Below are 20,327 nucleotides of genomic sequence, written 5' to 3'. Positions count from 1 at the left end.
GATGCCTATTTTTGTCATCCCGGTGAAAAAATATTTATGCTGAAAAGAATTGGTTTATTGGTTTTAATCGCTCTGATCTGTGCCTGTAAGCGCTCAGATAAAGCAGGCATTATACCTGTTGATGATTTTTTTAAAACACAGGATAAGGCTTATTACCACATATCGCCTGACGGGAAAAGCCTTTCCTACCTTAAACTTCAGGATAAAAAGCTTGACTTATTTGTGGAGAACCTGGCCACAGGGAAAAGCACCCAATTGACACACCTGACAGAAAAATCGATCAGTTTTTACTTCTGGACCAGCAACAATGAGCTGATTTATTATGCTGAAGATGATACAAAGGAGCGTAAATCTGATCTCTTTGTCATCAATAAGGATGGAAGCAGGCAAGTGCAATTGAGTTCGAATGAAAAAACAAGAGTCCGCGTAATTGAAGATCAGCTGATTGATGATAAATATATTATTGTGGCTTCCAATAAACGTGATTCAACAGTTTTCGATGTGTATCGCCTGAATGTCCGGAACGGCAAAATGGAAATTGCGGCTAAAAACCCGGGTAATGTTACCGAATGGGTAACCGATAATAAAGGTATTCTCAAAATTGCCGTGGCCAGCGATGGGGTGAATGAAACCTTGCTTTACCGTGAAAATGAGAGCAAACCTTTTGCACCGCTGATGACAAATAATTTTGAAACGACTTTTCAGCCGGTGGCTTTTCCGGAAAATGAACCTGATGTATTATATGCCATATCCAGCGTAAACAGGGATAAAAATGCATTGGTATCTTTTGATTTAAAAACAGGTAAAGAGAAAGAAGTACTGTTTGGCAATGATACCCTGAATGTTACGGAAACCAGATATTCCAGAACACAGAATAAAATTATGTTTGTTACCTGTGAAACCTGGAAAAAACAGAAATATTACCTGGATGCACAAAGTAAACTAACTTATAGTAAAATAGACCGGCTGCTGCCAGGCACCGAGTGGCGCATTATGGATAATGATAAAATGGATAATGTTTTCATCATCAGAACATTTACCGATAAAAATCCGGGATCGTACTATTTATACATGGCTGCCGAGAATAAGCTTAAAAAACTAAATGATATTAACTCTTCTATTCAGGAGGAGTTGATGAGCGATATGAAGCCGGTTAGTTTTAAAAGTTCTGACAGTTTAACTATTAACGGCTATCTAACCTTGCCTAAAGGTAACAAGAAAACCAATTTACCTGTGGTTGTAATGCCTCACAATGGTCCGGGGGGAAGGAATTCCTGGGGTTATAATGCCGAAGTTCAGTTTCTGGCTAACCGGGGTTATGCGGTTTTGCAGGTTAATTATCGGGGATCAAATGGTTATGGCAAATCTTTTTATGCGGCAGGTTTTAAAGAATGGAGTAATAAAATTCAGGAAGATGTTAATGATGGTGTACGCTGGCTGATTGCAAAAAAGATTGCAAACCCTAAAAAGATTGCCATTTATGGTAATGGTTTCGGAGGGTATATTGCCCTAAATTGTTTGTATAAAAATGCCGATCTTTATAGTTGTGGCGGATCAAATTCTGGCGTTATTAATTTATTCAGTTACCTGAAAGGGATTCCACCATTTTTAAAGTCAAATCTACAGATGTATTACGAAATCATTGGCAATCCGGTAACAGATACAGACTACCTGCGCTTGGCTTCGCCTGTTTTTCATGCCGACCGTTTTAAGTCACCATTGTTTATTGCCCAGAACCCAAAAGATCCGAGGGTTAACGTTACAGAAGGGGTACAGTTTATCAAAGAACTTAAGAAGAGAAGCATCCCGGTTACCTACATAGAAAAGGAAGAAGGACCAAATCCGGTTAAAAGGCAACAGGGGAGAACAGCTTTGTATAAAGCACTGGAAGAGTTCTTAAAAAACAACATCAGCAGGAAATAAGTTATGACGCTGGATAAGAAAAGCGGCTATCGCAAAAATTTCTCATTGGGTGTTACTTTCATTGTACTCATTTCCATTTTGTTTGTCTTATCGCTTTTCCTGGCTTTTAATTTCAGTAAAAAATCCATCGAAAATGAATTTGTTTCAGAGAAGGTAAATGTGCTGGAGCAGAGCATCAAACCTTATAACGATTTCTTTCAGAATAAAATGCCCGAGATTTCTTATTATAATGGATTTCTGGATTCTGCTACGGCATCAAAATTTGTAGATACCATTGTGCTCAAATATCCGTTCGTGTCGAGGGTTACTTTTTACGATACCGAGGTTAAAAATATACCGGTAAAGGATGGAATGAACGTAGGGAAATTATCAATCGGTCCGAAGTCTATTTTCCAGTTTGGTAAAAATGTTCCTGCTGATTCTATCAGATTATTTTCAGAAGCCGATACCCGGTCTTTCAAGGTTGGCGATGATTTTAATACCATGGCCTATAAGCTGGTTACTTTTGTTGATCAGCTGGATACGGTTGTGGTACCCTCTCAGGAAGAATTGTTCACCAATTTTTCTGTCGTAAATTCCAATAAAATCACTTACTTAAATATTCCCAGGAGAGAAGACCTGAAAATTTATAAGGATATGATGCGGCGTAAACTCAATCCTTTGCCGGTTTATCAGCAGGATATGCTTGTTTTTCAGCTGAATCCAAATAAAATTAAAGTGGTGAATACCCGGCCATTGTTGTACCAGAAAATTCAGGTAGAGCCGTTAACATACGATCCGATTGATACTTCTGAGGAAAATATGACCACTGAAATTGCTTTGCCTGGTGCTTTTTCCGACTTCAAACTATACCTCACCAGCTCTAAATCTTACGTCAAAAGAGAAATTTTTATCTACTTTATGCCCATCGCGCTTGTGCTGCTCCTGGTGTATGGCGTGCTGCTTTTAGTGGCCTTTTTAATTTACCGCAATTTAAATATCAACAGTAAAATGTTTAAGCTGCAGTACGATTTTGTAAATAACCTGACGCATGAATTTAAAACTCCGGTAAGTGTGATTAAAATTGCAGGTAATAATATTAAAAGTGCTACTGCTTTAAGCCAGAAGGAACAACAGCTTTATGGTAAGATACTGGATGAGGAGGCCGATAAACTGAATGGCTTAATGAATAAATTACTGGCCTTTACGCAAATTGAAAACAAAGCCATTAAACTGAACCAGGAAACGGTAAATATTCGCGATTTTATAGAAAGTACCATTGAGTCTCATACATTAAAACATCCCGATTTTCAGATGACCTATGAAGTGGTTGGTTTTAAAACCTTCATTACCGATCCGGTGTTATTAGGTAGCTTGTTTGATAACCTGGCTGAAAATGCATACAAATATTCAAAACCCGAAAACAAGAAATTGCACATCAGTGCCAAGCTGATTAAAGGTGTGCTGGTATTCCGTTTTGCCGATAAGGGAATTGGTATCGCTTCGGGGGAATTAAATAATATTTTTAAGAAGTTTTTTAGGATACAAAACGAATACAATCAAATGGGGAGCGTGGGGCTTGGTTTGGCTTTTTGCAAGGAACTGGTTAACTTTATGGAAGGAGAAATTTCGGTTAAAAGTAAAGTAGGTTCAGGCACAGAATTTAAGATCGTATTGCCCTTTAATAGCTGAATGTTAAAAGTTGAAAATTAAAGTTGGAAGGTTATAAAGTGGAATTAACCTTTAAACATTAAAATATAAATACACATATAGATGTCTAAAGAAGTAAAAATATTAATTGTTGAAGATGATGAAAATCTTCGTTTTTTGGTTGCACACCGTTTAAAAGGCGAGGGTTACCACATATTGGAAGCCAATGACGGTGAATCTGGTGAACGGATTATTATGGCAGACCAGCCTGATATTGTATTGCTGGATTGGATGATGCCGGGCAAACAAGGTGCAGAAGTTTGCGAGAGTGTGCGTAAACAAGGCTTCGAAAACCTGGTCATTATGATGACAGCAAAGGCGCAGGATGTAGATAAAATTGATGCCTATAATTTTGGCGCATCAGACTATATTACCAAACCTTTTAATATGGATGTATTGGTGGCCATGCTGGAGAGTAAGGTGAAGTTTATCGTCAATAAAGATACTGCTGAAATTCACCGCTTTGGTAATATGGAGCATCATCCGAATATTCATACTTTATTCAGAGATGGAAAGAAAATTGAGTTGACCATACTGGAAAACCGTATTTTATTATACTTTTTGCGCAACCCTGGTAAAGTCATTAACCGCGATGAACTGATGCTGGTGGTTTGGGGCTATAATTCTGATGTGAACACCAGGACCCTTGATATGCATATTGTACGCTTGCGTAAGAAGATAGAATTAAACCCCGATAATCCGCAATTATTGCAAACGGTAAGAGGTGTTGGATATCGTTTTAACGCAGGGTAGATTTAATGCATGAATGATTGAGTTTTGAATGAGAAAGTTTTGAATGATTGAATTTTGAATGATTGAATGTGTTGGCGTAATACCTATCCATTCTCTCATTCCTTTCAATTAATCCATCATTCCTTCCTTCAGTCATTCAGTCATTCAGTCATTCTTTCCTTCAGTCCTTCAATAATTCTTTCATTCAGTCATTCTCCCATTAAGCTCTTTTCAAGGTAAAAACCGTAATCTCTGGTAAAATTCCAACCCTTCCAGGATAGCCTAGAAAACCATAGCCAACATTCACGTAAAGCTGTTGTTTTTGCTCCTGATATAAGCCTGCCCATTCTTTATAGATGTATTGTACAGGGCTCCACTGGTATTCCTTCAGCCTCACGCCGAACTGCATCCCATGGGTATGACCGCTAAACATGGCATCAATTTGAGGATATTTCTGTAATACTTCGCCACGCCAGTGTGAAGGATCATGACTTAATAATAATTTTACAGGTAAGTCATCCGTATGCTGAACCGCCAGTTCCATTTTTCCATACTTCGGAAAACGCCCCATTCCCCAGTTTTCGATCCCCAGGATACCAATTTCTTCGCCGCCTACTTTAAGTCTGCGGTGTTCATTCATCAGCAAATCATAACCCATTATCTTGTGTACATCAACCATGTCTTTCAGGTTTTTAACCTTAGCCGGCGATGTTTCTTTACCAAAATAATAATCGCCATAATCATGGTTTCCAAGTGAAGAATAAACACCTAGAGGTGCTTTTACTTTTGAAAATATATCCTGATAATCGCTCACTTCATTGGTGAGGTTATTTACTAAATCGCCGGTAAAGAAAACGAATTCAGGTTTTTCTGCCAGCAGCATTTCCACACCACCTTTTACAGCTGTTTTATTGTAAAAACTGCCGGAATGGATATCAGAAATTTGTGCCATGGTGATGCCATCAAAAGCTTTTGGCAAGTTTGGTAAAATGAGATTTACCTTTCTTACCTGGTAATCATAAGCGCCGGAAATAATTCCCCAGCTTAATGATGTTAATGGTACCGCAGCAGCGACTAACCCCGCCTTCACTAAAAATTCTGAACGGGAAATCTGATCAGTTTCTGATACTGGTACAGTTGGTGCGACTTCTTTTTTCCTGAATACTTTGATCCAGAGCCTTCTTAAATCATCTAACACCAAAAACGGTAACATGGCCATTTTGCAGGCTACAGTTAAAAAGAATGCCACCAGAATCATGGCCCTTAGTGTTAAAAAAAGGTTGAGGTAAATCCCGGCAAAGACGCCTATTATCAGCAAGATGCTGTAACTCCAGTATATGATAGCAAAGATTTTTTTTGTGGTTGGTTTCCATTTTTTGAAAACAGCTACAATTGCCTTGAAACAATAGATATCGAAAATGATAATGAAAATGCAGGCAGCAATGATAAAAGGTAGTCTTCCCATGATCGGGTTTGAAAAATTAGTTTAAAAAATAAGGCAGGTTTTTGGCCTGCCTAAATTAGGTATTTGATGTAAATAAATTATCTAAAATTCTTTTTGGATTATCTAAAAAAGATTTATAAATCCTGTAAACTTCAGATTCTTCGTATTTAATGCTATTGATTTCACCATCGGCCATTTCATAAATGATCGCATTAGGGTAGGCCAAAAGGATCGGAGAATGGGTTGTGATAATAAATTGAGCATTTGTATGTACCAGGCTATTAATCTTTGCTAACATGGCAATTTGTTTATTTGCTGAAAGTGCAGACTCTGGTTCATCTAAAATATAAACGCCATGTCCGTTGAATCGGTTCATGAAAAGTGACCAAAAAGATTCACCATGAGATTGTTCATGTAGGGATATGCCGCCGTAAGATGCTATTATCTTCTGACTAAAACCAGGTTCTTCATCAAGCTTATCAATTTGGCTGGCAACATTATAAAAACTTTCTCCTCTTAAGAAAAAACCATCTTTGAAATGTCTGAAACTTTTGGAAATCGTAAGGTATTGGTGTAATATGGAATGAGTTTCCCTGCTGCTAAATTGGAAGTTTTTACTTCCTCCTTCGGCATTAAAGCCTAGGTTAACGGCAATTGCCTCTATAAAAGTTGATTTTCCAATCCCATTTTCGCCGGTGAAAAATGTAACATTCGGGTGGAATTCAAGTTCTTGAAAAGTTTGCAGGCATGGAATGTTAAACGGATATCCTTCAGGAAGATTCTCTCTTTGTAACCTTAGCGATAAAAGATATCCGTTAAACTCCATTAATCATGTTTATCTGAAATCATCCTCGTCTTCTTCTTCATCAAATTCGGCATTAAATAAACTGCCAAACATGTCAGAAAAACCAAAGCCACCATTTAAATAATTTTTACTTAACTGGGAATACGCTGCCAGTCCGTGTAAAACAAATTCCATCAGCAGTAAAGTTTGGTTTTCACTCAGTTTTGGATGAAACTTTTTAACGGTATCATATAAACCGGGTACCAACATCAGTGCTTTTTTGTATTGTGCGTTGCTTAAATGGTCTGTTACATCGACATTGTTTCCTTCTGTAAACCATTCTGTAATTTCGGTATATGGATTGGCTGTTTTGGTTTTTTTTGCTTTTTCAGGATCAGGAAAATAGCGGGCAAATAAGGTTTTTACGGCCTTGCCGATTAAGGTGGTGGCCACATGTGCCGGCCCTTCCAGCTCACCTTCATAAACCAGCTCTATTTTTCCGGTAATGGCGGGAATAATTCCGGCAAAATCTGATAAGCGTACAAACGTAGCCTTTTCGCCTGAAATAAGCATCCTGCGCTCGGCCGTACTGATTAAATTTTCATAAGCTGAGATGGTCAGCCGGGCAGATACACCAGATTTCTGGTCAATGTACTCACTTTTACGTGCTTCAAATGCAATCTGCTCAATCAGGTCTTTTAACAGGCCATCGGCTTCAATATTTGCTTTTTGTGCTGCGGTAAGCCTGGCTTCCTGAAAAGTAATTTTACGCGATATTTCGATGCTTTTCGGGTAATGGGTTAGAATCTGACTTTCTATCCTGTCTTTTAGTGGCGTAACAATACTTCCACGGTTGGTATAATCTTCCGGGTTTGCAGTAAATACAAACTGGATATCCAATGGTAAACGCAGTTTAAAACCACGAATCTGGATATCTTTTTCCTGCAGCATATTGAATAGTGCTACCTGAATCCGGGCCTGTAAATCTGGTAACTCATTAATTACGAAAATACTGCGGTGCGCCCGCGGAATCAGGCCAAAGTGGATTACCCGCTCGTCGTTATATGTCAGTTTTAACGTGGCTGCCTTAATCGGATCTACATCACCAATTAAATCAGCTACGGTAACATCCGGTGTAGCCAGTTTTTCCGTATAGCGTTCACTCCGGTGTAGCCAGGCAATTTCAGTAGCATCACCTTTGGTAGCGATTTCATTTCTGGCATACCAGGAAATTGGGTTCAACGGATCGTCGAAGATTTCACTACCCGCTACATAAGGCACATACTCATCCAACAGGTTGACCATTAAACGGGCAATGCGTGTTTTGGCTTGTCCGCGTAAACCCAACAGTAAAATGTTGTGGCGGGAAAGAATGGCAGTCTGTAATTCGGGTATTACGGTTTCATCGTATCCGATTATACCTTCAAATTCTGTTTTTTTATCTCTTAAAACTTTAATCAGGTTCTCTCTTAATTCTTCCTTAACTGATCTTGACTGATATCCTGTGGTTTTTAATTCGCCTAGTGTGGTGTTTTGCATATGTTTTTGGAGTAAGGATAAAGGAGCAAGGATAAAAGATTTAATTGCAAAATCCTGTCATTGTGCCTTAATCTTTGTTCTTTCATCTATTTTACTGTTTTTCTTCTGTTTTTAATATAATCTTCGAAAATGTATTCGCCTAGGCCATTTAATGAACTGTAGAATGCCCGGCCACCATTTATTTCAGTAAACTGGCGTACAAACTGTTGCAAATAAGGGTCTTTGGCAATCATAAAGGTGGTAATCGGAATTTTCAACCGCTTACATTGGGCTGCCATATTTAAGGTTTTATTAATAACCTTTCTATCCAGGCCCATGCTATTTTTATAGTATTTGCCATTTTCCTTTAAACAGGTTGGTTTCCCATCCGTAATCATGAAAATTTGCTTGTTATGCGTTTTTCGGCGGCGAAGTAAATCTGTTGCCAGTTCCAAACCTGCAAAAGTATTGGTATGGTAGGGCCCTACCTGGAGGTAAGGTAAATCTTTTACGGTAATGGGCCAGGCATCATTTCCAAAAACCACAATATCCAAGGTGTCTTTCGGGTATTTGGTTTTAATCAATTCGGCTAAGGCCATTGCTACTTTCTTCGCGGGTGTAATCCTGTCTTCACCATACAGGATCATAGAGTGTGAAATATCAATCATCAATACGGTAGAAGTTAAGGTTTTAAAATCCTTTTCCTCTACTTCCAGATCCCGGTCCGTTAAAGTAAAATCACCGATGCCATGATTGATCTGTGCATTCTGGATGGAGGCTGTCATGTCGATCTGATCTAAACTGTCGCCGAAGTTATATTCCCTCCTGTCGGCATTTTTTTCTTCACCGATACCAGACTGGTTGCTGTTATGATTGCCGCGACCTGATTTTTTAAGCTTGCCAAAAATTTCATCCAATGCAGATTTGCGAATGGTTTGCTCCGTTTTAGCGGTGATTTTAAATTCTCCGGATTGATTGTCTTCTGTTAGATACCCTTTATCCTTTAAATCATCGATAAAATTTCCAATGCCATAGTCGTTATTGGTTAATTTATATTGCTTGTCGAGTTCGTTGAGCCAGCTTAACGCCTCTGCTGCATCACCTGCTGTATAATTCAGCAACTCGCTGAATAATTTCAACAACTCATCAAACCCACCTTTTGGCGTATCGCCAGGCTTATAATCAGAAAAACGGAAACCTCTCATGTGCTTGTATTAACGGTTTATCGAAGATAAAAGTTTCGATTTGCATTAATTTAAGTGGGGTGTCATATTTGAGCGTAAAGAAAGATTATAGTGGGAATTGTGGGGTAGGAATAGATAATCAGGGAATAGAGAAATAAAAAATTAAACACATGTTACAAATGTGCTAAGATCAAAATAATGGCATGATTACTCAAGGCACTCCATTTCACCTGTTCTACATTCCAAAGTGCTAAGCTATCTCTTGCATGCAATCGCCTGCCTTCTACTTCGAAAGCGCCATCAATAATGAAACAGAAAAATTTGTTTTCCGGGTTTTGAAGCGGATAGGTGATTTCTTCCTGTGGGGTAAAAATCCCTGTGCTTAATTTAAATGGTAATTTCGTGCTGGAAATAATCTCTGTCAGCTGATTTGGATATTTTTCGAAATCAAAGTTGAAGCGCATTTCACCTGCCCGGAGTAAAAACAGATCTGTCGTAAGTCCAATCTGCAGGTAATTTACCAAATCGTTTGAATAAGGGTTACTGATTTCCAATACCTCACCTTTACCAGCATTCAAAACCTGTACCTGTCCGGTTTCAATGGAAAATGCTTTGCCATTCTGTACAATATCTAATCTGCCGGTAACAGGAAAAAACAGCTGATGGGAATCTTCCCTGGATAGAAAGAAAGAAAGCTTACCTCCGGCAATGTATTCGTCATTGCAAATAAATAATGCTCCCGAAGCCACTTTGTCTTTATGGTAATACTTTTCAAAGTTGAATGTGCTATGCCTTTTTACTATTGAAGTTTCTGTTAAACCCCGCTCATCTGCCGGGTATACTTTTCCCTGAATATCCATTAGCTTAGTTGGTATTTTTAATGAATGGATGCTGACCACAATAATTGCTTCTGCCTGCATCAATTAGTTTCCGGTAACACATGTTAATGACGTTTTTTGCCATGGCGTAAAATTTAAAAAAGCGCCAGGAAATTCTTAACGACCCCGCTAAAATACGAAAATATGGCTTACCAGGCACTGACGTTTCATTTAAGCAAAGGTACAATCTCCAGATCTGCCAGGGTATACGGGGGGGAGCGTAAACAAAAAATTAGTCAAAAATTGCGCTATGCTTTTTGCAACAGGTCGATTTTTTTTTGTAAAAGATTAAAAGTAGCTTTGTCGCTATTCATGAAACACCTCGTTACCATATCGCTAGTATTTTTTAGCTTAACGCATTTGGCAAAAGCCGAACGTGTTGAAGGTTTAAGGATATTAAATGAGTATTGTAATGAGCATAATATCAGCACCAATACCATCGGTAAGGCATCGGTTCAACTGAATGAAGACCGAAATCCTTATTTGTTATCTTACTCAAGGTTAGCTTTAATTGGAACTCAACCTCAATTAAAAGCTGCAAAATATGTAAGTGTAAATCAAGTGATTTCTGATTTAACAATCAGGAAAAAACCGAAGAACAATAGTCCTTAGTACACTTTTCTTAAACAAATCTTTTATAAGGTTTTGTGCCCCCGTTTATACCAGCAACTGCCAAACTGACCAGCACAATACAATGGCTTAGTTGTTGTAACACACCATTTTTTTAATAATAAATACGATTTAAAACATAATGTTAGGATTTTTAGCGAAGGTTTTCGGAAGTAAATCAGAAAGAGATATTAAGGCTATTCAGCCGTTGGTTGGTAAAATCAATGAACAGTACAGCAAACTTTCAGCACTCAGTAATGATGAGTTGCGTGGTAAAACAATAGAATTTAAAAGCAGGATATCTGATTTTTTAACAGAAATTGATGGTAAAATCTCTGCCCTAAAGGCTGAAGCCGAAGGTGAAGGGTTGGATCTTCATCAAAAAACGGCCATTTACGATCAGGTAGATGCTTTAGGAAAAGATCGCGATGCAGAACTGGAAAAAGTGCTTTTAGAAATTCTTCCTGAAGCTTTTGCCGTGGTAAAAGAAACTTCACGACGTTTAAGTGAAAATGATTACCTGGAAGTAACCGCTACACAGTTTGACAGGGATTATGCCGCACGTAAGGGTAATGTTAAGATTGTAGGTGATAAAGCACAATGGGCAAACCGTTGGGATGCTGCCGGAACCGAAGTGGTATGGAACATGGTTCATTACGATGTGCAGTTAATTGGTGGTATTGTGCTGCATAGTGGTAAAATTGCTGAGATGGCCACTGGTGAGGGTAAAACCTTGGTGAGTACTTTGCCAGCATACTTAAATGCACTTGCCGGACAAGGTGTTCACATCGTAACCGTGAATGATTACCTGGCCCGCAGGGATAGTGAATGGAACGGACCTTTATTTGAATTTCATGGTTTAAGTGTAGATTGTATTGATAAACACGAGCCAAACTCTGAGGAAAGAAGAAAAGCCTATGCCGCAGACATTACTTACGGAACCAATAATGAATTTGGTTTTGATTACCTGCGTGACAATATGTCGCAAACGCCAGATCAATTGGTGCAGCGCAAACAACATTTCGCCATGGTGGATGAGGTCGATTCCGTTTTAATTGATGATGCCCGTACACCATTGATTATTTCAGGTCCAATTCCACATGGAGACCAGCATGAGTTTTATGAGTTGAAACCACGTATTGAGCGTTTGGTGAATGCGCAGAAAGCTTATGTATCTCAGGCCTTAAATGAAGCCAAAAAATTAATCAATGCCGGTAACAGCGGAACAGAAGAAGGTGAAGGTGGTTTAGCTTTATTACGTGCTTACCGCGGATTGCCTAAAAATAAAGCCTTAATTAAATTCTTAAGTGAAAGCGGTGTGCGTGGTTTGTTGTTAAAAACAGAGAACTACTACATGGCCGATCAATCGAAGAATATGCCCAAGGTAGATTCTGAATTATATTTCTACATCGATGAGAAAAATAACCAGGTGGAGTTAACAGAAAAAGGTATTGAGTTAATTACACAATCAGGTGAGGATCCTCATTTCTTCGTGTTACCGGATGTGGGTACAGAAGTGGCAGAGCTTGAAAAATCTGATTTGCCATTAGAAGAAAAGGTAGCTACTAAAGATGCTTTAATGCGTGATTATTCGGTAAAGGCAGAACGCATTCACTCAGTAAATCAATTATTAAAAGCTTATACCTTGTTTGAAATTGATGTGGAATACATCATTGATGAAGGCAAGATTAAAATCGTTGATGAGCAAACTGGCCGTATCATGGATGGCCGCCGTTATTCTGACGGATTACATCAGGCTATTGAGGCTAAAGAAAACGTTAAGGTTGAAGATGCTACCCAAACCTATGCTACCGTAACTTTGCAAAATTATTTCCGTATGTACCATAAACTTTGTGGGATGACGGGTACGGCCACTACCGAAGCAGGTGAATTCTGGTCAATCTATAAACTGGATGTGGTTGAGATTCCGACCAACAGAAATATTTCCAGACAAGATCAGCAGGATTATGTTTACCGTACGGTACGTGAAAAATATAATGCGGTTGCCGATGAAATTGTGAAGTTAACACAAGCTGGTCGTCCGGTATTGGTTGGTACTACTTCTGTTGAGATTTCGGAATTGTTAAGCCGTATGCTTAAACTTCGTGGCATTAAACACAATGTATTAAATGCTAAAATGCACCAGAGAGAGGCCGATATTGTTGCCGAAGCTGGTCAGGCAGGAACGGTTACAATTGCCACCAACATGGCTGGTCGTGGTACCGATATTAAGTTAGGTGCAGGTGTAAAAGAAGCAGGTGGTTTAGCCATTGTGGGTACTGAACGCCATGAATCACGTCGTGTAGACAGGCAGTTACGCGGTCGTGCCGGCCGTCAGGGTGATCCGGGTTCTTCACAGTTCTTCGTTTCACTGGAAGATAACCTCATGCGCTTGTTTGGTTCGGAAAGAATTTCGAGCATTATGGTACGCATGGGTATTGAAGATGGTGAAGTGATCCAGCATTCTATGATTACCAAGTCTATCGAACGTGCGCAGAAAAAAGTAGAAGAAAACAACTTTGGTATTCGTAAACGTTTATTGGAGTATGATGACGTGATGAATGCTCAACGTACGGTGATTTATGCCAAACGTAAAAATGCGCTATTTGGCGAACGTTTGGATGTGGATATGAACAACATGGTGTTCGATGTGGCAGAAGATATCGTAACAGAATACAAAGAAGAAGCTAACTACGATGGTTTTAAACTGGAAGTTATCAAAAATTTCTCTCTGGATACCACCATTACTGAAAAAGAATTTGCCTCCGGCAATATTACTCAGCTTACTGAAAAATTATTTGATGAGGCAGAATCATTCTATGCCCGAAAATCAGAAGCCGTAATACAGCAGTCATTGCCTGTTTTAACGCAGGTTTATGAAGAACGTGGCGAGCATATCGAACAAATTGTGGTTCCTTTTACAGATGGAATTCGTGGCATTCAGGTTGCGGTTGATTTGAAGAAAGCCATTGAAAATAAAGGTAAAGAGGTTGTTCGTTCGTTTGAAAAAACCATTATACTGGCTTTGATTGATGACAGCTGGAAAGAGCATTTACGTGAAATGGATGATTTGAAACAGTCTGTTCAGAATGCCGTTTACGAGCAGAAAGATCCATTGGTAATCTATAAAATGGAAGCCTTTAACTTATTCAAAAACATGCTTAATGCGGTAAATAAAGAAGTGGTCAGTTTCTTATATAAAGGCGGTATTCCGGTTCAGCAGGAGCCTGATGAAATAAGGGAAGCACCGGCACCGGCTAAGCAGCCTAAATTACAAACCACCAAACAGGAGTTTGGAAGAGAGGAGTCGGGTATTGAATTTGGTGATACGCGTGAAGCCATTCCGCAGCAGCCTATTCGTAAAGAAGCCACTGTAGGACGTAATGAACCTTGCCCTTGTGGTAGTGGTAAAAAATACAAGAATTGCCACGGCGCAAATTTGTAATATAAATTATATCGCACATTATTAAGGTCTTGACATTTGTCAGGGCCTTTTTTGTGTAATTTGGTTTTTAATCTGTAGGATTAAACCTATATTTAGAAACACACAAAATAACACACAAATGAAAAAGATTTTTAACATTTTTGCCATTTCGGCAACACTGATGCTTTCGAGCTGCGCAACCGTTTTTACCGGTACAAAACAAACCGTTAATATCAAGACAGATCCACCGGCTGCCGACATCGAAGTAGACGGTATTAAAGTTGGTGTAACACCAATGGACGTGACGTTAAAAAAAGGATTCACGGGGCAAACTGTCAGTCTTAAATTAAATGGTTACGAAGCAAAAACATTTCAACCAACCACCACATTTAATGCGGTATCTGTAGTCAATTTTCTGTTTGTCCCAGGTTTTATTATTGACGCTGCCACCGGTGCAATGATGAAGTACGATCCGAAAGTTTACGAATTTAAACTGGAACAAAAGAAATAGTTAACCAAACCAGGTAGCAAAGCCGGATTTTGATAAGAAATCCGGCTTTGCTGTTTTTTGATATGCTTGTTTTTGGTGTAAGGAAATATTAGCGATAAAATAGTAAGGTGAGGAAGTTTAGTATTTTAGATAATGGATTTTTATTAAATAATATGATAAGTAAGCTAAATTAATTAGTATTATATTTGTTATCAACTATGAAAGGTAAAAACTTAAATCAAGAACTTGGTAGCGGGATGTACACTATTCCTGAAGTAGCTTTTATTTTAAAGTTGCCAACGGCTAAAGTACGCCGGTGGATGAAAGATTTTTGGGATAACCAGTTTTCTGAAAAGCATCATGTTGAATATTCCTGGGGGGACGGCCGTGAAAAAGCGACAAATTTCTTCACACTCATAGAATTTTACGTTTTTTATCAATTAAGAGAAATTAATGTTAGCGTGAATAAAATAATAAATGCTCATCAGGATATGGCCGAGATTTTAGGCACAGCCTATCCTTTTGCCTCTTCTAAAATGTTATCTGATGGGAAAAGTATTCTTTTTACGCTGGATGACGGAACAGTTGTGCACGCAGACAAATCCAGACAAGCAGCTTTTAAACAAATAATTGAAGAATTTTGTAAGAAAATTGAATTTTCTACTTCGGATATAGCAGAGCGGTTTTATCCTTTAGGAAAAGAAAAACATATCATAATAGACCCTCATCACCAGTTTGGCCAGCCTGTTATAGAGGAAACTAATATTTTGGCACAAACATTATATGATCTTTATACAGCAGGTGAAACGGTAGGTTTCTTAACCAGATTATATGATCTTCGTGAAGCAGATGTGGTTTGTGCCATTGAGTTATTTAACCGTAAAGCCGTGGCATGATAAAAGTTTTAATAGATGAGAACCTCTCAAAATATTTTGCTGAAGGCTTAGACAAATTACAATATCCTCTCGGAAATAATATTGAGGTCACTTCTATTGAAAAAGAATTTGGCAAAGGAATAAAAGACGAAGAATGGATTCCAGATTGGGGAAATCGATCTGGTGTTTTTATTTCTCAGGATTTAAGAATCTATTCAACCAAATTACAGGCAGCACTTTTGACTAAACATAATATTGGAGCGTTTTTCTTAAAGTTGCCAAAAGGTTATCGATACTGGGATAAGACGCAAGTAATTATTAAACATTGGATCGAAATAGTTAAGATTATCGAAATGAATAAACCTCCATATGTTTATTTTATTTCAGCAAAGCGAATCACAAAAGGATAACAATACTAAGATTGGCCAACATTTGCACAACCCATAAAGAATGCCGAATTTTGCAGCGAATTCGGCATTCCTGTATTTAAAACAATTTTTGCCTGTCTACTGTCATACCATCATGAAAATATTTTATACGCTAATCTTCAGTTTATTTTTCTTTAACATGGCGTTCGCTCAAAAAGGTGAGGTTGTGGTGATAAAAGACCCATTAATTGATAGCTTGATTGCCAAAAGAATACAGGTCTACCGGACTTCAGGTGAGGTAAAAACCGGTAAACCCATTGTGTCCTCTTACGGTTATCGGGTGCAGATTTTTTATGGTTCTGACCGGCGGGAGGTTTTTAATCAGCAGGCACGTTTTAAAACATTGTATCCTAAACTGAATACATACCTGATTTATAAAGAACCCAATTATTATGTCAGGGTAGGCGATTTTAGAACGAGATTGGAAGCACAACGATTAATGAGTGAAATCCGGCCAACCTTTCCTACTTTATTTATTTTCAGGGAGAAAATTAATGCTCCGCAATTAGATATTACAACCGATGATCAAAGATAAAATAAAAGATGTAGCGCATTCCATTTTCAATGATGTCGTAGGCTACCGCCAGCATTTACACGCCAACCCCGAATTATCTTACCAGGAATTTGAAACTGCTGCATTTGTGAAGGAAAAGCTAACGCAATGGGGAATTGAATTTACCAGTTGCGCCAATACCGGTGTTGTCGCCTTAATTAAAGGCCATCTTCCTTCTGAAAAAGTCATTGCACTTCGTGGCGATATGGATGCCCTGCCTATTACCGAAATCAGTGATAAGCCTTATGCTTCCAGGAATCCGGGAGTGATGCATGCCTGCGGACATGATGTGCATACCTCGTCGCTGTTGGGAACAGCTTATATTTTAAACCAGCTGAAAACTGATTTTGGTGGTACCATAAAATTAATCTTTCAGCCGGCAGAAGAGTTGCTTCCCGGAGGAGCTAGCATCATGATTAAGGAAGGTGTTCTCGAAAATCCAAAACCCGATTATATTGTTGGCCAGCACGTAATGCCCCTAATAGATGCTGGTAAGGTAGGTTTCCGCTCGGGAATTTACATGGCATCAACGGATGAGTTATATGTCACCGTAACCGGAAAAGGCGGACACGGTGCGCAGCCGCATCAAAATATCGATCCGGTGGTGATTGCTTCACATATTATTATTGCCTTGCAGCAAATTGTAAGTCGTAATGCCGATCCACGCATCCCTTCTGTTTTATCCTTTGGTAAGGTTACGGCCAATGGTGCTACGAATATTATCCCTAACGAAGTTAAAATTGAAGGTACATTCAGAACCCTTGATGAGGAGTGGAGAGCGGAAGCGCACAGACGCATGAAAAAAATGGCTGAAGGTATGGCCGAAAGCATGGGCGGAAGCTGTGATTTCGATATCCACAAGGGTTATCCGTTTTTAATTAATGAAGAAAAGCTAACCGCCAATGCTAAATCTTTTGCCGAAGATTTTTTAGGCAAGGAAAATGTAGTTGACCTGGATATCTGGATGGCTGCAGAAGATTTTTCTTTCTACTCACAGGTAACAGATGCCTGTTTTTACCGTTTAGGTACCGGGAATGCCGCAAAGGATACGCAATATTCTGTGCATACACCAAAGTTTGATATTGATGAAGATGCATTGAAAATCTCAACCGGTTTAATGGCTTACATTGCATTAAAACAATTGGGTAACGAATAAATGTTGTGCATGTAATTAATGCTTCTCAAATTAAATAAGGCATCGTTTTTGCCAAGCTACACAAGCATGAAGAAAATATTTTTAATCCTGGTCATTACCGCAATCTATTTTACAGGTTTTGCACAGGAAATTCCACGTTTTAATCCCGATACGATTAAAACCATTACGCTGGATTCTACCGTAAATATTAAAGCCGAAAAGCTGAATATTGAAACCTTTATCAATAAAGTGATTAATGATACGTCATTTTATCAATCCTTTAGAAACATGAAACGATATAGTTTCATCGCCGAAAACAGGATTTATACCTATGATAAAAAAAATAAGGTTGACGGAAAGATTTACAGAAAGATTAAACACAACAACAACGGCCCTTATAAAATGGAATACCTGGTAAAACAGGATACTGGTAAGGTTTATAAGAAAAACGGCAAATATCAACTTTACACCGTAGAGATGTTTGACTATATTTTTATGAATGCCTATAATACTGACTTTGTGCCAAATGCGCCAACAGGCGATGGTAAAGGTGGGACTAATGAAGGCTACAAAGACAAACTCAAAACCCTGATTTTTAATCCGGGCAGGCCGGTTAAGGTACCCTTTATTGGGAGTAAAACTGAAATTTTTAGCGCAAATATGCGTCAGTATTATGACTATGCTTTCACCAGCGGTACATACCTGGATTCTATTCCGGTTTACCGTTTTAAAGTTTCAGTGAAACCAGATTTAAGCAGCTGGACCAAGGATGGTATCATGATCAAAGAACTGGTAACCATATTTGATAAACGGAATTTTAATATTCTGGGAAGATATGTAGACATGAAATATGGCAACATGTTATTTGATTTTAATGTGCAGATGAATATTGAAATGGGTTATTTTGGTGAGGATAAACTACCAACTAAAATCACCTATCAGGGAAATTGGGATTACCCATTTAAGAAAGAGGAGCGGGCAAGTTTCCTGATTGTACATAAAGATTATAAGCTGGAAAAGGGGAAGTAAGAATGGCTTGCGCATAAAAGATTTATTATCTTTAAGCCGTTATTTAAATCCTCAAAAATGAAATTTTCTTTCTTTTTAAAATTTACCGTTCTTCCTGTTCTTTTCCTTTGCTGTGTGGTCAACCTACAGGCTCAAATCCTTTCTTCCAGTCAGATTGATAGTGTGGTTGAAAAGACCTTAACTACTTTTAATGTTCCGGGGATAGCCGTTTCTGTCATAAAAGATGGTAAGATAATTCATTTGAAAGGTTATGGCGTCCGCTCTGTCAAAACCAATAAGAAAGTAGATGAGAATACACTTTTTGGCGTAGCATCCAATACAAAGGCTTTTACCGCAGCTGCGATAGGCATACTGGTTGATGAGAAAAAAATTACCTGGGATACGAAAGTGACTGACGTGATTCCGGAATTTAAGATGTATGATGCCTATGTCACCAGTGAATTTACCATCCGTGATTTATTAACGCACCGCAGTGGCTTAGGCCTTGGAGCAGGCGATTTAATGATCTGGCCCGATTCTTCAACGGTAACTAAAAATCAACTGATCCATAATCTCAGGTATTTAAAGCCTGTTTCTTCTTTCCGTACCAAATACGATTATGATAACCTGATGTATATTGTTGCAGGCGATGTGGTGGCCAGGGTGTCAGGAATGACTTACGAAAATTTTATCGAAAGCCGGATGATCAAACCTTTAGGAATGACTAAAACTGCCGCATCATGGTATCGGTTGAAAGATAAATCAAATGTAATTGACGGCCACGCACCCTATGAAGGAAAGTTGTTGCCTGTTGGGTTAAGTTTTGGTGAGATCGCAAACGCAGCAGGCGGTATCTATTCAAACGTAACTGATATGAGTAAATGGGTTCAGGCAATGATCAATGGTGGTCAATATGGCGAGAAACTTAATCAGAAATTATTCAGCGACGCTGTAGCCCGCGAACTATGGACCCCTCAAACCATTATTGCAGCTGGCAATCAGGGCAGCTTTAACAGCTATGGACTGGGCTGGTTTCTCAGTAACGTGAATGGTAAGTTCCAGGCTACCCACACCGGCGGCTTATCCGGAATTGTAACGCAGGTAACAATTTTACCGGAATTAAAATTAGGAATCATTGTTTTAACCAATCAACAATCCGGTGCCGCATTTAGTGCAATTACCAATTCCATTAAAGATGGTTACCTGGGAATAAAAGGCCGGGATAGAATTAAATCTTCTAATGATAGCCGGCTGGCTGATGAGAAAGAGGCGAAGGAAATAGTAACCAAGGTTTGGACGGAAATTGAAGATGCACAAAAAGCTACTGCTGCAAAACCAGTTATTAAAAACTACTACGGAACTTATCAGGATGCCTGGTTTGGCGAAGTGACCATAAGCGAGGTAAATGGAAAAATGCATTTCCAGGCGAAGAATGCACCAAAGTTGCGGGGTGACATGACTTATTATAAAGGGAATACATTTATTGTAAAATGGTACGACCGGAGTTTAGATGCTGATGCATTTGTCAACTTTAGCCTGAATAATAACGCCGTTGCGGATGGATTTAAAATAGCAGCCATTTCTCCATTAACAGATTTCAGCTTCGATTTTCAAGATCTTGATTTTAAAAAGAAACCATAATTAACCTGCAAA

Annotated in this window: 17 protein-coding genes; 12 read left to right on the top strand and 5 right to left on the bottom strand. The window is 38.7% G+C overall.

Annotated elements, in window-relative coordinates; genetic code table 11:
- Nucleotides 1–36 precede the first annotated feature (36 nt).
- The 3 genes from OQX64_RS21090 to OQX64_RS21080 all read left to right on the top strand — a co-directional run bounded on the left by OQX64_RS21090 (nucleotide 37) and on the right by OQX64_RS21080 (nucleotide 4,365).
- Nucleotides 37–1,923: a S9 family peptidase gene (locus OQX64_RS21090; protein WP_265820242.1), complete on the top strand. Its 1,887-nt coding sequence runs from the start codon at nucleotides 37–39 to the stop codon at nucleotides 1,921–1,923.
- A 3-nt stretch (nucleotides 1,924–1,926) separates the two neighbouring features.
- On the top strand, nucleotides 1,927–3,594 hold the full coding sequence (locus OQX64_RS21085; RefSeq protein WP_265820241.1) for a sensor histidine kinase: 1,668 nt from the start codon (nucleotides 1,927–1,929) through the stop codon (nucleotides 3,592–3,594).
- A gap of 81 nt (nucleotides 3,595–3,675) precedes the next feature.
- Nucleotides 3,676–4,365 carry a response regulator transcription factor gene (locus OQX64_RS21080; RefSeq protein ID WP_088302583.1) on the top strand — a complete coding sequence of 230 codons (690 nt, stop codon included), beginning with the start codon at nucleotides 3,676–3,678 and terminating at the stop codon, nucleotides 4,363–4,365.
- Between the two features lie 199 nt (nucleotides 4,366–4,564).
- On the opposite strand, the gene OQX64_RS21075 is transcribed toward OQX64_RS21080, so the two are convergent.
- The 5 genes from OQX64_RS21075 to OQX64_RS21055 all read right to left on the bottom strand — a co-directional run bounded on the left by OQX64_RS21075 (nucleotide 4,565) and on the right by OQX64_RS21055 (nucleotide 10,194).
- Nucleotides 4,565–5,809 carry a metallophosphoesterase gene (locus OQX64_RS21075; RefSeq protein ID WP_265820240.1) on the bottom strand — a complete coding sequence of 415 codons (1,245 nt, stop codon included), beginning with the start codon at nucleotides 5,807–5,809 and terminating at the stop codon, nucleotides 4,565–4,567.
- Between the two features lie 55 nt (nucleotides 5,810–5,864).
- Nucleotides 5,865–6,614, bottom strand: a complete 750-nt coding sequence (locus OQX64_RS21070; RefSeq protein WP_265820239.1) for an AAA family ATPase — start codon at nucleotides 6,612–6,614, stop codon at nucleotides 5,865–5,867.
- 9 nt (nucleotides 6,615–6,623) lie between these two features.
- Nucleotides 6,624–8,111 carry a sigma 54-interacting transcriptional regulator gene (locus tag OQX64_RS21065; protein ID WP_265820238.1) on the bottom strand — a complete coding sequence of 496 codons (1,488 nt, stop codon included), beginning with the start codon at nucleotides 8,109–8,111 and terminating at the stop codon, nucleotides 6,624–6,626.
- Between the two features lie 86 nt (nucleotides 8,112–8,197).
- Nucleotides 8,198–9,295, bottom strand: coding sequence for a vWA domain-containing protein (locus OQX64_RS21060; RefSeq protein WP_047798931.1), 1,098 nt, complete (start codon nucleotides 9,293–9,295; stop codon nucleotides 8,198–8,200).
- A gap of 152 nt (nucleotides 9,296–9,447) precedes the next feature.
- Nucleotides 9,448–10,194, bottom strand: coding sequence for a hypothetical protein (locus tag OQX64_RS21055; RefSeq protein ID WP_265820237.1), 747 nt, complete (start codon nucleotides 10,192–10,194; stop codon nucleotides 9,448–9,450).
- Between the two features lie 270 nt (nucleotides 10,195–10,464).
- Between OQX64_RS21055 and OQX64_RS21050 the strand changes: the two genes are divergently transcribed.
- From OQX64_RS21050 to OQX64_RS21010, 9 genes are all read left to right on the top strand, one after another.
- Nucleotides 10,465–10,764 carry a hypothetical protein gene (locus OQX64_RS21050; RefSeq protein ID WP_088302588.1) on the top strand — a complete coding sequence of 100 codons (300 nt, stop codon included), beginning with the start codon at nucleotides 10,465–10,467 and terminating at the stop codon, nucleotides 10,762–10,764.
- A 139-nt stretch (nucleotides 10,765–10,903) separates the two neighbouring features.
- Nucleotides 10,904–14,206: a preprotein translocase subunit SecA gene (gene secA, locus OQX64_RS21045; RefSeq protein WP_265820236.1), complete on the top strand. Its 3,303-nt coding sequence runs from the start codon at nucleotides 10,904–10,906 to the stop codon at nucleotides 14,204–14,206.
- A 118-nt stretch (nucleotides 14,207–14,324) separates the two neighbouring features.
- Nucleotides 14,325–14,696 carry a PEGA domain-containing protein gene (locus OQX64_RS21040; protein WP_265820235.1) on the top strand — a complete coding sequence of 124 codons (372 nt, stop codon included), beginning with the start codon at nucleotides 14,325–14,327 and terminating at the stop codon, nucleotides 14,694–14,696.
- Between the two features lie 197 nt (nucleotides 14,697–14,893).
- On the top strand, nucleotides 14,894–15,571 hold the full coding sequence (locus OQX64_RS21035) for a DUF433 domain-containing protein (protein ID WP_088302591.1): 678 nt from the start codon (nucleotides 14,894–14,896) through the stop codon (nucleotides 15,569–15,571).
- Complete coding sequence (locus OQX64_RS21030; protein WP_088302592.1) at nucleotides 15,568–15,960, top strand: hypothetical protein; 393 nt, start codon at nucleotides 15,568–15,570, stop codon at nucleotides 15,958–15,960. Before OQX64_RS21035 ends, OQX64_RS21030 begins: the two co-directional genes overlap by 4 nt.
- Before the next feature lie 157 nt (nucleotides 15,961–16,117).
- Nucleotides 16,118–16,513, top strand: a complete 396-nt coding sequence (locus OQX64_RS21025) for an SPOR domain-containing protein (protein WP_265820234.1) — start codon at nucleotides 16,118–16,120, stop codon at nucleotides 16,511–16,513.
- On the top strand, nucleotides 16,500–17,687 hold the full coding sequence (locus OQX64_RS21020; RefSeq protein WP_265820233.1) for a M20 metallopeptidase family protein: 1,188 nt from the start codon (nucleotides 16,500–16,502) through the stop codon (nucleotides 17,685–17,687). The genes OQX64_RS21025 and OQX64_RS21020 overlap by 14 nt, the downstream gene beginning before the upstream one ends.
- Before the next feature lie 66 nt (nucleotides 17,688–17,753).
- A complete protein-coding gene (locus OQX64_RS21015) occupies nucleotides 17,754–18,695 on the top strand; it encodes a hypothetical protein (RefSeq protein WP_265820232.1) in 942 nt (313 codons plus the stop codon).
- A gap of 57 nt (nucleotides 18,696–18,752) precedes the next feature.
- Nucleotides 18,753–20,315 carry a serine hydrolase gene (locus OQX64_RS21010; protein WP_265820231.1) on the top strand — a complete coding sequence of 521 codons (1,563 nt, stop codon included), beginning with the start codon at nucleotides 18,753–18,755 and terminating at the stop codon, nucleotides 20,313–20,315.
- Nucleotides 20,316–20,327: the final 12 nt, after the last annotated feature.

The organism is Pedobacter sp. GR22-10 (assembly GCF_026239715.1).
GTDB lineage: Bacteria > Bacteroidota > Bacteroidia > Sphingobacteriales > Sphingobacteriaceae > Pedobacter.
This window is presented reverse-complemented; position numbering and strand designations above follow the sequence as displayed.

Excerpts from the sequence above, each read along its gene's own strand:
- OQX64_RS21040 (WP_265820235.1), top strand. The coding sequence starts at position 14,325 with ATGAAAAAGATTTTTAACATTTTTGCCATTTCGGCAACACTGATGCTT.
- OQX64_RS21070 (WP_265820239.1), bottom strand. The coding sequence starts at position 6,614 with ATGGAGTTTAACGGATATCTTTTATCGCTAAGGTTACAAAGAGAGAAT.
- OQX64_RS21055 (WP_265820237.1), bottom strand. The coding sequence starts at position 10,194 with ATGCAGGCAGAAGCAATTATTGTGGTCAGCATCCATTCATTAAAAATA.
- secA (WP_265820236.1), top strand. The coding sequence starts at position 10,904 with ATGTTAGGATTTTTAGCGAAGGTTTTCGGAAGTAAATCAGAAAGAGAT.
- OQX64_RS21075 (WP_265820240.1), bottom strand. The coding sequence starts at position 5,809 with ATGGGAAGACTACCTTTTATCATTGCTGCCTGCATTTTCATTATCATT.
- OQX64_RS21030 (WP_088302592.1), top strand. The coding sequence starts at position 15,568 with ATGATAAAAGTTTTAATAGATGAGAACCTCTCAAAATATTTTGCTGAA.
- OQX64_RS21035 (WP_088302591.1), top strand. The coding sequence starts at position 14,894 with ATGAAAGGTAAAAACTTAAATCAAGAACTTGGTAGCGGGATGTACACT.
- OQX64_RS21080 (WP_088302583.1), top strand. The coding sequence starts at position 3,676 with ATGTCTAAAGAAGTAAAAATATTAATTGTTGAAGATGATGAAAATCTT.
- OQX64_RS21090 (WP_265820242.1), top strand. The coding sequence starts at position 37 with ATGCTGAAAAGAATTGGTTTATTGGTTTTAATCGCTCTGATCTGTGCC.
- OQX64_RS21015 (WP_265820232.1), top strand. The coding sequence starts at position 17,754 with ATGAAGAAAATATTTTTAATCCTGGTCATTACCGCAATCTATTTTACA.
- OQX64_RS21010 (WP_265820231.1), top strand. The coding sequence starts at position 18,753 with ATGAAATTTTCTTTCTTTTTAAAATTTACCGTTCTTCCTGTTCTTTTC.
- OQX64_RS21025 (WP_265820234.1), top strand. The coding sequence starts at position 16,118 with ATGGCGTTCGCTCAAAAAGGTGAGGTTGTGGTGATAAAAGACCCATTA.
- OQX64_RS21060 (WP_047798931.1), bottom strand. The coding sequence starts at position 9,295 with ATGAGAGGTTTCCGTTTTTCTGATTATAAGCCTGGCGATACGCCAAAA.
- OQX64_RS21085 (WP_265820241.1), top strand. The coding sequence starts at position 1,927 with ATGACGCTGGATAAGAAAAGCGGCTATCGCAAAAATTTCTCATTGGGT.
- OQX64_RS21020 (WP_265820233.1), top strand. The coding sequence starts at position 16,500 with ATGATCAAAGATAAAATAAAAGATGTAGCGCATTCCATTTTCAATGAT.
- OQX64_RS21050 (WP_088302588.1), top strand. The coding sequence starts at position 10,465 with ATGAAACACCTCGTTACCATATCGCTAGTATTTTTTAGCTTAACGCAT.
- OQX64_RS21065 (WP_265820238.1), bottom strand. The coding sequence starts at position 8,111 with ATGCAAAACACCACACTAGGCGAATTAAAAACCACAGGATATCAGTCA.